This window comes from Streptomyces sp. NPDC033177 (genome assembly GCF_055577715.1).
Map to the genome: position 1 here is coordinate 154,601 of NZ_JBVIPS010000014.1, position 12,331 is coordinate 166,931.

Sequence of the window (12,331 nt, forward strand, 5' to 3'; positions counted from 1 at the left end):
GGGGGTGTAGCGGTGCCCGGACCTGTGCCCAACCCCGGGATTGTCCGACTGTGGTCGCACGGCGCGTGGGCCACGCCGCAGGGAGCTGGCTTTCTAGTGAGCTCCAGGATTGTGCTCACATGCGCGCATGTAGTTTCGGCGGTCGTCGGGGAACAGGAGCGGAGCCCTCTAGCTGAGGGGCTCACCGTCAGTCTGGACTTTCCTCTTGCTGGGCGGGCAGCCCGCCGACAGAGGGCGCGGCTCATCACACACATACCTGTCGCGGAGGACGGCTCCGGCGACATCGCCGTCCTCGTGCTCAACGAGGATCCGCCGCTTGGGGCTGAGCCTGTGCGGCTGTTGGACGTTGAAACAGTGCGAGGCCACCCGTTCCGGGCATTCGGCTTCCCGGCCGGCGACGACGAAGGCGTCTGGTCGCTCGGCACGATCGTGGACGACCGTGGCCGCGGCTGGCTGCAGTTCGAGAGCACTAGTGCTTGCGAAATCCGACAGGGCTTCAGTGGGACGCCGCTGTGGGATGAGCACTTCATGGGGGTGGTCGGCATGGTTGTCGCCACCGACAGGCGGTTCCTTCAGCGGGCGGCCTACGCCATCACCGCCAACGCCCTGTTAGAGGTTCACCCTGACCTGCGTCGTCTTGCAGCGCCGCCATCGCCGTTCCGTGGGCTGGAGCCGTTCCGGGAGCAGGACGCTACCCACTACTTCGGGCGATCCGAGCAGACCAAGGCGTTGACCGAGGCTGTCACCACGTCGTCGATCGTTCCGGTCATTGGGGTATCCGGGGTTGGCAAGTCATCGCTGATCCACGCCGGCCTTGTACCCCAGCTACGAAAGCGCGGGGACTACAGCATCGCCTCGCTGGTCCCAGAGCCTGCCTTGGAAGCGGAGCTCATGCTCGCTTCCGCCCTGCTGCCATTGCTTAATGGGCCGGGCGACGTTATCAAGCCGCTTGATCGAATCGAACAGGTCGAACGGCTTGCTGGACGACTGCGGGAAGGAGCGACCGCTACGGTTATCAGGGAGTTGCTCAGCCGCTCCGAAACGGCCCAGCTCGCCCTGATCGTGGATCAGTTCGAGATGCTGTTCCGCTGCTCACCCAACGCGGCCGAAAAGCTGGTCGGCCAATTGGTGACCATGACCGGATGGCGCACCGCAGACGGCGGACCGTTGGTGCGGCTGGTCTTCGCCCTGCGACTGGACTTCCTGAAGTCCATGCAGCGTTTCCCCGTTCTAGGGCGGGTCTGCGAGGCATCGCCGGTGCTCGTAGACCGCTTGGCCGAAGACCAGCTCCGTGAGGTGGTGCTGTCTCCGATCGCCTCATTCCATGGGGCTGTGCGTTTCGAGGAGCTGCTCGCTGAGCGGCTGCTCTTAGACGCGGGCCGCAGCCCCGGTGCGCTGCCCCTGCTTGAGTTCACCCTCACCCTGCTATGGGAGCAGCAGCGGCAGGGCATCCTTGGGCACGCCGCCTATGAGGAGATCGGCCACGTGGCGGGCGCCCTGGCGTCGCATGCCGAGCGTGTTGTCAAGGAGCGGCTCGGCGACGTGCGTGACGACGTGCGGCGGCTGTTCGTGCAGCTTGTTCGCCCAGGCGACGGACGCCTCGACAACCCGGTCGACACCGGGCGCACTGCACGCCGCACCGAACTGCACCCCGCCTGCTGGATGGCCGCACAACTACTGGCTGTACAGCGTCTAGTGCTCCTCGATCGCGCGTCTGACGGTGTAGAGACGATCACGCTCGCCCACGAGGCACTACTCGACCACTGGCCTGCACTGCGCTCTTGGGTCGACGCCGACCGCGACTTCCGAACCTGGCAGGAACATGTGCGGGAGCGCATCGCGCGCTGGGAGCAAAGCGGACGCGACCATGCCCTACTGATGCGTGGCTCAGAACTCAAGCAGGCGATGGAGCAACTGCGCGACCGGCCGGATGACATCCCTGAGAGCGAACGCAAATACCTCGGGGCGAGCCAAGAACGGCGACGGCGTCAGCGGATTCGCAAAGTCATCGTCGCGGCGGCAGTTACGGCGGCGATGGGAACCCTGGCCGGCATCGGAGTGCACTTAGTGCTTGGCAGTAAAGCCGCCGAATTGTCGTCCAGCCTCGTGCAACAGGCCCAAAGTCAGGCGGACTCCCATCGCGAAAGGGCCGCACTACTGTCCGTCGCCGCCTGGCGCACCGCGCCCACCCAACAAGCGCACGACAACCTGTTCGCCCGTTATCTGGCCGATGCCCCGTACGACGCCATCCTGCCCGCAGGCGGGCAGGTCGCGGAGGTAGCTCTGGATGACTCCGGCCAGGTCGTCGCGGTACGAAACGATGCGGGCCGACTATCGGTATGGCGTGTCAGAGCTGATGGCCCCTCCCTGATCGTCCGCATGGATGACGTCTCAGCCGTCGCGGTCAGTCCCGACGGCTCCCGACTGGCCCTGGGCGGCGACGGCAACCGGATCAAGATCTGGGACCTGCGTGAAGACAGGACCCTGATCACCCTGCGAGCCGCGATGAGCACCACCAGCACCGCTCAGGTGGCGGACGAGCTGCGCTTCGACCGCACGGGACACCGTTTGTTGGCCCACCCTCGAATGGACGACAGCGCCCAGGTATGGAACCTCGACCGACCCGCCGCCCGGCCCGTCACCCTGGGACCGCTCCTTGAGCACTCGCCCAATGGGTTCGTCTTCGCCGAGGATGGCAAGCGCGTCGTATCCTCCGGACCTGGAACCCAGGGCATCTGGGACACGCGTTCCGGACACCTGATCACTGTCCGCGGCGTCGACGAGCCCGGGTTCGCTCCAGGGCCCCGCCCTGTGAACGCGACGTGTGCCGACGACAAGTGGCGGCTGACCGACGTCTCTAGCAACAGACGCGCCCCCCATCTCTTTCAGGGCCTGCCATGCAGCTCGAAAAGCGACTTGACCGGCGAGTTGGTCAGCATCTCCGACCAGATCGTGCTGACACGCGAGGACGCAACGGTAACTGTGCACGACGCTGCCACTGGACGACGGCTTCTCAACCTGTCGGAGGGCGGTACCAAGGGCCGCTACACCCTGTACGCCCTGGCTGGCGAGAGCCGCCGCATAGCTTTCGCCCGCAGGACGGAAGTGCTGGTCGCCACGGCCCCGGCGCCCGGCACTCTCTCGACCGTCGACAACTCCGTCTGGGGCAACACGGACACCGGCCAGCGCGACGAGGAGGCCGCGCACTTCTCCCCTTCCGGCCGCTATCTAGTCACCGTAGGCGTTGGCGGGGCGGTCGCGGTCTGGGACCCAACGACCGGACGGCGGATCTCAGCCATCGGTCGGGGCGGGTACCAGACGTCCGCGCAGCTTGCGTTCGACGCCGAGGAAAGGACGCTGGCCGTGAACGACGGCTCTGCACAGTCGGTCACGCTCTACAAGCTGCCCTCCCTCGAGGTACTGCGGCGGATACACGTCGATCGGCCCCCCAGGTCGGCGCCCCAGGACACGGAGCTACGCAACCTGGGCTTCACCCGGCACGGCCGCCTGGTCGCCCTGGTGGCAGGCGCCGTCTCGCAGTGGGACGTCGCAACCGGCCGCAAGGTAGGTAAGACGCTGCTGTTCCGGGAAAACTCGGAGGTCGAACGAAGTCGGTCCGCAACCACTCTGGCAGCCGACCCAGCGTCCGAGCGGATCGCCGTGGCAACCCCGGACCTGCGCGGCGTGGAGGTCTGGGATCTCCGTGACCGACGGCGGATCACCGTCGTTATACCCGGCTCCCGCACTCCGCTCGCCGATCGGAACGCTGTGAGGTTCAGCAGCGACGGCCAGCGTCTGCTACTGATCGGCAAAGACGGGAGTGCGGAGGTATGGGATGCAAGGGGTGGGCACCGTGAGACCACCATCCCCCCCGACGACGCCCGCACCACAATGTTCCTTTCCGATAGCGACCAGACCGTCAGCGTAAGGCGGGGCATCGTGGAGCGGTGGGGCCCCGGCGGACTCGTAACTCAAACCCGTATACCCACAGCCGCACACGTCCGGGCCATCGTGCCCTCCCCCGACGGCGAGCACCTATTGCTAAGCGTGCCGGTGAGCACCACCCAGGGGACTGAGACGGACTTCGGGACGACAGCAGCCTTCCAATTGAGACAGGCTTCCGCCAGCAACTGGGCCGCCGAACTCTGCTCACACGTCACACGCAACATCTCCCAGGAGGACCTGAACACTAGGAGGCACGGAATGCTGGAACGGATCTTTCTGGGGGTGACGGCGTGCGACAAGCGGTGAGTTTCACAGCCGCAGCGGCGATGCTCTGCCTGACGCTGGTGACGGCATGCGGAGCGTCGGCGGACAAAGCCCCACGGGAGTCGAGCCCGTCAGCCTCATTATGGGACACTACGAGCCCGCCGACGGAAAAGCCCATAAAGGACAGAAAGAAGCCCTTCGACGTGGACCGCGCGCTGCTCCGAATCAAGCGTTTGGGATACACAGCCGACACCAAGACCGGCACTCTAAAAAAGCTCCGTGGTCCCCTTCGTGCGATCCACGCTCACTGCACCGGAAGCGTCAATGGAAAATGCGTTTCCGTATTCTTCTTCTACGGCAACGAATACGCGGGCTACGACGTGGCAGCAGCTACCCAATCAACGATTAAGAGCCAGGACGGAAAGACGGTTACCCTGTCCTATCCCGTGTACCGGCCGACGGATCCGCAGTGCTGTCATTCCGGCGGCGAGCGCGAGTACCGGGCGCGCTGGGAGGACGGCAAGGTAGTTTTCTCGCCCTCGTTGCCCGAGCATCCGAATTCCCCAGACCAGTGACGTCAACCGCCGTGGTGGCGGGCACCTCGATTGATCTGCGTGGCCACCGCCTTCACCCGCTACAAGGCACACGTCGTGCGCGCGAGCACAGGCACACGATCGATCTGGTCTGGTACCGGTATGTCGGCCACGGCCTCATCGGACTTGAGACCGTGGCCTCCGCCTCTGGGCATGCGCCCGCGGCACAGCGGTCCTGTGGGTGCCGAATATTACGTCGGTGCAGTTCAGCACCGCTATCGCGCCAACGACAGCGGTCAGCAATGAACAATGCCCATGCCTCCGACTGTGCGCCTGCCGAGAATGTCATCCATACAGCTCAGGAGCCTGGTCAGGGTGGTGCGGCAGGATGAGCACTCATGCTGCTTCGCCTCGCCTACCTGACCATCACTAACATGCTCGCCGCGCTGCGGCTGCTACCAATGAGCGACCGTTGCAAGGATGCGGAGATCCTCGCCCTGCGCCATCAACTCACCGTCCTGGAACGGCAGCTCGGGGCGGGACCGGATCAAGCTCACTGCGGAAGACCGGGCATTCCTTGCCCTCTGCTGGCACCACTCCCCCGTCAGGTTCTGCGCCGACTACGGCTGCTAATCCGGCCCGACACCGTGCTGCGCTGGCACCGCGACCTGATCAAACGGCGCCATGCCCGCACGTGCCGACCGAAGAGGCCGGGCCGACCGCCCACAGTCCGCTCAATCCGCGTGCTGATCCTGCGCCTGGTCCGGGAGAACCGTCCTGGGGCTACCGCCGAATGCACGGCGAACTCGCCACCCTCGGCATCCAGATCGCCGCCTCCACCATCTGGGAGATCCTCACCCCCGAGGACATCGACCCCGCGCTCCCAAGCCGATGCCCTCATAGCCTGCGACTTCATTGAGACCGTCACCCTAACCGGGCAGCGTCAGTACATCCTCGCCGTCATCGAACACTGCGCCTGCCGAGAATATCGTCCATGCAGCTCAAGAGCCTGGTCGGTGGTGCGGCAGGATGAGCACTTGTGCTGCTTCGTCTCGCCTATCTGACCGTCACCAACACGTTCGCCGCACTGCGACTGCTGCCGCTGAGCGATCGCGACAAGGACGCGGAGATCCTCGCCTTGCGCCACCAGATCACCGTCCTTGAGCGACAACTCGGCACGGACCCTTCAAGTTCACTCCCACGGACCAGGCGTTCCTCGCCGCTCTACTGATCCCCCTGCCACGTCAGTCCCTGCATCGACTCCGTTTACTGGTCCGGCCTGACACCGTGCTGCGCTGGCACCGCGACCTGATCAAACGGCGCCATTCCCGCCGGTGCCAGCCGAAGAAGCCCGGACGACCACCCACGGTCCCCTCCATCCGCAGATTGGTCCTGCGCCTGGTGCGGGAGAACCCGGCGTGGGGTTATCGCAGGGTGCACGGCGAACTCGCCACCCTCGGCATCAAAGTCGCGGCCTCCACCGTCTGGGAGATCCTCACCTCCGAGGGCATCGACCCCGCGCCCGACCGGGCCGCCACAACTTGGGCTGACTTCCTGCGCTCGCAGGCAGACGCCCTGATGGCCTGCGACTTCATCGAGACCGTCACCCTGACCGGACAGCGCCAGTACATCCTCGCGGTCATCGAGCACGCCACCCGCCGCATCCGCATCCTCGGCACCACCACACACCCCACCGCGGCCTGGGTGGCCCAGGCCGCCCGCAACCTGGCCATGGACCTCGCTGACGCACAGGCCACCCACGCGCACCTGATCCGGGACCGGGACACGAAATACCCAGCCCTCTTCGACGACATCCTGCGCAACGCCGGCATCCAAGTCGTGCTCACCGGCGTCCGGATACCGCGCATGAACTCGATCATGGAACGCTGGGTCCAGACCTGCCGCCACGAACTACTGGACCGCACCCTCATCTGGAACGAGCGCCATCTGCGCCACGCACTCCGCCAGTTCGAACTGCACTACAACCTTCACCGGCCCCACCAGGCGATAGACCAGGCAGCACCCCTACGCGCCGTTCCCGCACCACTCCCCCACGCACAAATCACCCAACTGAAAGTGCGCCGGAGAGACCGCCTCGGCGGAGTCCTCCACGAATACCAACATATCGCCTGAACTGCGCGGATGGAGTTTTCGGCAGGCGCACCCTCGGATGAACGCCCACTGTGAACGGGTCATCGGCACCCTGCGGCGCGAGGTCCTCGACCACCTCTTGATCTGGAACGAGTCCCACGCCCGGCACGTCCTCGATGTGTACGCCCGGCATTACAACAGTCATCGCCCCCACCAGGCTCGCCGACAGCTCCCTCCCCTCGCCCGGAAGCACCCGACGCCCATGACCGCTCCGCCCGCTCACCGCGCTCTACGCACCCGAACACTCGGCGGCGTTATCAACGAGTACAGATATGCAACCTGACCAGGGGCGATGAGTTTCCGAACGGCACACCTGTGTGGCACCGTTCTCACTTGATCCGCATGAGGACGGACTCGGATTCACGTGGGCAGCGGTCACTTTGCGGGCGCATCCACGGTTCGGGTGTATGGCAGCAGTTCGAGGAGCTGCTCACGTTGTTCGGCGGCCGAGCCCGTCACGGCCGCGACCGAGATCAGGGCGTTGATCTCGAAGGTTGCGCCCGCCTCACTGGGGCTACGGGCGGTGAAGAAGAGCTGGTCCGAGCCGTCGGGCAGTGCACCGTCAAGGGAGTGGAAGTCCCAGAAGATCCCGCGCGGATCGATCCGGCCGGCGACGAGACAGGGCGCGAAGGAACCCTCAGGACCGGCCGACCCGTGAACTTCGAACTCCTCGCGTTCCAGTTCGGCGTCCGGGGAGAGACTGAACAGGCCGGTGAACTGCGTTGGTCTCAGGACCGAGCGCGGAAACCCGGACACTGCTTCGACATCCGGTGTCGTCGGCGTGATTCGCAGCCGGGCCCAGCGCAGTTCCACCGCCTGCGAGGTGCGCACGCGTAGACCGCAGGAGACGACGAGCAGGCCGTCGCCGTGATGAATGGCGCGGAGTCGGCACACCCGGCAGTTGACCTCGTCCTCCGGGACGAGTTGCGGAGCCGTCGGTTCGGCACCGCGAACCGACGGCTGACCACGCCGTACGAGTGCTCTGGGCTCGTCGGCAGGCGGGAGGTACGTCGCCGGTACCCAGTCCTGGCTCACCGGTCGGCTCCCAACGCGCCAATGTGCACGAACGGCGCCCAGTAGTGCGGGTGGGGGGCTTCCTCTGCGAATACCGACCGGGTCCAGCCCAACGCGTCGGCCATCGAGGCACCGGTGCTCATCCGGCGTTCGTAGAGAGTCGTCAGGAAGCGGGCCGCCGCTCGGTCGTCGACCGGCCACAGCGAACCGGTCACACCGGACGCGCCGGCGGTGAGGAACGCCGAGGCAAGGCTCTGCGTGTGGCCGCCCTGGTGGGCGGCAGCGTCGGCGGTCTCGCAGGCGCTGAGGACGACATGGGCGGCGTCCAGGGGCATCACCGCGACCTCGAAGGCGAAGACCGGTCGGTCCGCGAGCAGCAGGCGGGACAAGTGCGGGGCCGTGGGCTCGAACGCGGCGTGGCAGGCGATGTGCAGGACATCGGCGTGTACCGTCGGCCCCAACAGGTCGGCTGCGGAGGCTGGCGGATCGACGATCACGTTCGGCGATGCAAAATGCGCCCCGATGTCGTGCAGCTCCGTGCGGACATGGCCGAGTTCCGGCATTGCGGAGTACGGCACCGCAGGCACTCCAAGACCCGTCCAGCGAGACGTCACGCCCAGTGGGCGTTCCGGACCTGTGGCCGAGCCCGGCCACAGGTCCGCCACCCGGGTGCTGTAGGTGACCGTCTTGCCGTGGAGGGGTCGCATGGCATGGAACGGCAAGCCGTGCAGCTCCGCGCACGGCACGATCACGATCACCTCGGCGTCGGCCACGAGGGAGCCGACCGGCGTGAGCAGACGCCGGGTCGACTCGTCGAGGGCGTCGGTGGGAAACAGCCCGCGGCATTCCCGAGCCGTACTCATGGTCAGCAGGGCGGCCTCGACTCGCGGTACGTCCAGGCCAGTGCACCGAACCGAGTCCGAGGTCACCGCGAACACACAGAGACTCTCACCGATCGCCTCGTACGACAGCAGCAGAGTTCCCGGTACGACGGCGCTGTGCAGCTGCGCCGTCCATGCGTCGACCACATCGCGGGAGACCGCGGGGGCCGTGGACGTGCGGCCGAGCAGGTCGTTGCGGAACAGCAGCCAGTCGGCCTGGTCCTGACATTCGATCAGGGCGGAACGGACGCCGGCGGCGAGCGCGGTCCGTGCCTGGTCGGCCAGTTCCGCGGCGTCGGCGGCGATCTCGGCACGGCAGCCGTCGTCGGCAGCCGCCGCGTGGGCGTCGTCGTCCCTGGGCAGCAGCGCAGCGCCGGATCTGGCCATCTCGGCGGCGGCGAGCGCCGCGGTGTGCCGCCCTGCCTCGATCAACGCGCTGACGGACAGGTTGAACGTCTGGTCGTGACGCTCACGGGCGTGGCGCCTGAACCGCGTCGAGGAGTAGCCGGCCATGTCCTGGGCAGCGCGGATCGCCGCTTCCAGATAGTCGTCGGCCGCGGCGGCGGCACCGGAGCCGCGGTGCACGACACCGGCGCGGACGAGAGCGGGCGTGACCACGCTGCTCTCGGGAGAGGATGCGAGCCAGTCGTCGGCTTGCGCGAGCGCCTCCTCGGCCCGGTCCAACTCACCGAGGCAGAAGAGGGACTCCGACCGGATCCGCAGCTCCCAGAGCTTGTCCGACGTCCCTGCTCCGAGAGCGCGCAGTGCCTCGGTGGCGTGATCGAGCTCCGACAGCGCCTCGACCTGCAGTCCGAGCAGGCGGAGGACCACGGCCCGCTCGTAGTAGATGGCGAGGCGGGCGCCGGCGTCGCGGTGCTCGCGTTCGGTGTCGGCGGCGCGGTCGAGGGCCGCCAGGGCGTCGTAGTGACGGCCCATCTTCTTGAGAACGCTACTGAGAGCGACGCAGGCACGGGGCAGTCGGTGCGGGGCACCGACCTCACGAAGGACGGCGATCGCCTCCACGATGTGGGCAAGCTGCACGTGCGGCGGCTCTGCGTCCCCGCCGGCCCGGGCCAGACTGAGCAGGCTCTCCGCAAGCAGCGCGGTGGGCTCACCGCGGCGCAGATGCGCTATGGACTGGCGCAGCCCGGCTGTCAGCGTTTCCTCATCCACGTTCCCCCGCTGCAGCGCTGAGGAGATCAGATTCATGGGCAGCACGATGACGGGCGCGCCCATACCGATCGCCGAGAAGGATCGCTCGTGCATGATCAGCGAGGCGAACTCACCTTCCATGCCCACCAGCCGCAGGTCCGCCGCGAGCTCGTCCGCGGAGCTCACAGGTGCTCCTTCAGACGCAACAGCGCGATGAGCAGTTCGTCGGCGACCGCGTTCTCCGGTTCTCGTTCCTGTGCCTCGAACATCGCCGAAGCCGCGGCCGGGAGGTCTCCCCTCGTGAGGTGCATGAAGCCGGTGTGGGCAAGGGCGCTCACGTCGTCTGGGCGCAGTCTTCGATAGCGGTCCATCGTCGACAGAGCCGCGGCGGGACGCCCCAGAGCCAGTTCGAGCAAGGCGATCTCATAGAGCGCTGCGGGGTTGTCCGGCACGAGATCGGCTGCCATGCGCAGGGCCTGCACGGCTTTGAGGAGGTCCTCGCGCTCGGCGTCGGCAAGCGGTTCGGGGAACAGGCCGAGGTCGCGAACCACCGCCCGGTAGGCCAGACCAAGACCGACCCAGGCCCTCGGTGAGAAGGGCTCCCAGGCGAGACTGGAGACCAAGTGGTCGATCCCCGCCTGTCGTTGCCCGCCTTGGTACAGCTCAAAGCCCGTGCCCGCCCTTTCGGCGATGGCTGCTTCAGAGGGCTTCGTCTCATCCAGGTGTCGAAGGCGGTAGTCGGCCAGCATGCCGACGACACCGTCGGGATCACGCTCCCTGGCCCGCCGGAAGCAGAGCCCACTCTCCTCGGCGCCGAGCGGCGCGAGCTCGTCACCGAGCTGCACCAAGGCCAGGGCACGTAAGGTCCCGGCCCGGTCCTGGTCCTCGACGTCGACGGTCCGAGTGAGGGTATCGACCGCGGCACGGTGGTCGCCGGACTCCACGTAGAGGCCGACCAGATGGCGCTTCGGCAACTTGTGGGGGGGCTTCGGTCGCGACCGCGCGGATCAGGTGCCGCTTGGCCCGCTCCGGGTGTCCGAGCCGGTGCTCGAGCTCGAAGGCGCGAAGGTGCAGGTCGCAGAGCCCGGCCGGCAGATAGGCCGGGGTGAGTTCGCCGTAGCCTTGTGCATTCTCGACCCCGGCGCTCTCGACGGCGCCGAGGAAGACCCAGCGCTGTGCCGCCGAGGCAAGCACGATCTGCCGCTCGACCTGGCGCAGAGCGTCCTCCAGACCGGCTCCGGTACGCAACGCCCGGGCCGCGGCCGCGAGGGCGGGGTCGAACGCCAGGTCGATCCGACCGGACTCCAGCAGTTCCTCGTCGAGGTCACCGAAGGCTGTGAGAAACTCCCAGTGGAGTGCACCACGAGCCTCGTCAGGCGAAGTGGTCATAGTCGACATCCCCGAAAAAGACGGACGGCAGCGGTCCGTCCGGACTCTGCGGATCGGTCGCGCCCGCCTCCTCCCGGCTGGTGAGCGTCGCCCGCCGCAGCAGCCTGCGGCGGATGCCCTTGGCTCGGAACAACGGGGTCAAGTCGCCGTGGCCGACCACCTGGGTCCCGATGTTGCGCGACGCGGTGATCTGTACGCCGGCCCTTGCTCCTACGACCGCCGTCTCCGCGCGTGCGGTGAGTTCGATGCCGCCCTGCGCGCCGCTGGAGATGAGCACCGTGCCCCGCTGGGCGCGGACAACCTCAGTGACGATCACAAGGTCGTCGTCCCACCTGTCCGCCTCGTGCATCACCATGATCTCGGACTCCAGGGCCAGGAGGTCCTCGACGGCCTCGACCAAACACTCCTCTGCCTGGAACCACACCGCGCCCTCACGCGAGAACGTGATGGACGTCGCCACCCCGGCCGGAGCGCCCCACTGCCCCGGCTCGACGGCGGCGGCTGCCACCCGCCGCATCCGGATCCTTGACACCACTGCCCACCCCACCGCGGCCTGGGTCAGTCAAGCCGCCCGCAACCTGGCCATGGACCTGACAGACGCCAAAGCCACCGTCGCGTACCTGATCCGGGACCGGGACGCGAAGTACCCCGCCCTCTTCGACGACATCCTGACCAACGCCGGAATCCAGATCGTACGCACCGGCATCCGGATCCCGCGCATGAACGCGATCATGGAACGCTGGGTCCAGACCTGCCGCCACGAACTCCTGGACCGCACCCTCATCTGGAACGAGCACCACCTGCGCCACGCACTTCGCCAGTTCGAACTGCACTACAACCACCACCGGCCCCACCAAGCGATAGACCAGGCAGCGCCGCTACGCGCCGTCCCTGAACCACTCACCCGCACACAAATCACCCAACTGAAAGTGCGCCGGAGAGACCGCCTCGGCGGAGCCCTCCACGAATACCGGTATACCGCCTGAACTGCACGGAAGGGGT

8 protein-coding genes and 1 pseudogene are annotated in these 12,331 nt (G+C 67.0%); 5 read left to right on the plus strand and 4 right to left on the minus strand.

What is annotated here, in order from left to right:
• Positions 1 to 24: 24 nt before the first annotated feature.
• The 4 genes and pseudogenes from ACZ5U5_RS38575 to ACZ5U5_RS38590 all read left to right on the plus strand — a co-directional run bounded on the left by ACZ5U5_RS38575 (position 25) and on the right by ACZ5U5_RS38590 (position 7,176).
• Positions 25 to 4,251, plus strand: coding sequence for an nSTAND1 domain-containing NTPase (locus ACZ5U5_RS38575; RefSeq protein ID WP_469031250.1), 4,227 nt, complete (start codon positions 25 to 27; stop codon positions 4,249 to 4,251).
• Positions 4,252 to 4,412: 161 nt separating this feature from the next.
• The gene (locus ACZ5U5_RS38580) at positions 4,413 to 4,784 is read left to right on the plus strand and encodes an LppP/LprE family lipoprotein (RefSeq protein WP_469031192.1); all 372 of its coding nucleotides are present in this window, start codon (positions 4,413 to 4,415) and stop codon (positions 4,782 to 4,784) included.
• A 997-nt stretch (positions 4,785 to 5,781) separates the two neighbouring features.
• Positions 5,782 to 6,875: pseudogene (locus ACZ5U5_RS38585) on the plus strand (integrase core domain-containing protein).
• 37 nt (positions 6,876 to 6,912) lie between these two features.
• The gene (locus ACZ5U5_RS38590) at positions 6,913 to 7,176 is read left to right on the plus strand and encodes an integrase core domain-containing protein (RefSeq protein ID WP_469031193.1); all 264 of its coding nucleotides are present in this window, start codon (positions 6,913 to 6,915) and stop codon (positions 7,174 to 7,176) included.
• Between the two features lie 92 nt (positions 7,177 to 7,268).
• Here the strand turns inward: ACZ5U5_RS38590 and ACZ5U5_RS38595 are convergent, their stop codons facing one another.
• From ACZ5U5_RS38595 to ACZ5U5_RS38610, 4 genes are all read right to left on the minus strand, one after another.
• The gene (locus tag ACZ5U5_RS38595; RefSeq protein WP_469031195.1) at positions 7,269 to 7,928 is read right to left on the minus strand and encodes a hypothetical protein; all 660 of its coding nucleotides are present in this window, start codon (positions 7,926 to 7,928) and stop codon (positions 7,269 to 7,271) included.
• Entirely contained in the window at positions 7,925 to 10,126 is a 2,202-nt protein-coding gene (locus ACZ5U5_RS38600; RefSeq protein ID WP_469031196.1) for a CHAT domain-containing protein, read from the minus strand. The genes ACZ5U5_RS38595 and ACZ5U5_RS38600 overlap by 4 nt, the downstream gene beginning before the upstream one ends.
• The gene (locus ACZ5U5_RS38605; protein WP_469031197.1) at positions 10,123 to 10,914 is read right to left on the minus strand and encodes a tetratricopeptide repeat protein; all 792 of its coding nucleotides are present in this window, start codon (positions 10,912 to 10,914) and stop codon (positions 10,123 to 10,125) included. Before ACZ5U5_RS38605 ends, ACZ5U5_RS38600 begins: the two co-directional genes overlap by 4 nt.
• Positions 10,915 to 11,312: 398 nt before the next feature.
• A complete protein-coding gene (locus ACZ5U5_RS38610; protein ID WP_469031199.1) occupies positions 11,313 to 11,837 on the minus strand; it encodes a hypothetical protein in 525 nt (174 codons plus the stop codon).
• A 76-nt stretch (positions 11,838 to 11,913) separates the two neighbouring features.
• Here ACZ5U5_RS38610 and ACZ5U5_RS38615 point away from each other — a divergent pair, with 76 nt between their 5' ends.
• Positions 11,914 to 12,315, plus strand: coding sequence for an integrase core domain-containing protein (locus tag ACZ5U5_RS38615; RefSeq protein ID WP_469031200.1), 402 nt, complete (start codon positions 11,914 to 11,916; stop codon positions 12,313 to 12,315).
• Positions 12,316 to 12,331 lie beyond the last annotated feature (16 nt).

Bases quoted from the DNA above. Each gene is read 5' to 3' on its own strand.
- ACZ5U5_RS38590 (WP_469031193.1), top strand. From the start codon at position 6,913: ATGAACGCCCACTGTGAACGGGTCATCGGCACCCTGCGGCGCGAGGTC.
- ACZ5U5_RS38615 (WP_469031200.1), top strand. From the start codon at position 11,914: ATGGACCTGACAGACGCCAAAGCCACCGTCGCGTACCTGATCCGGGAC.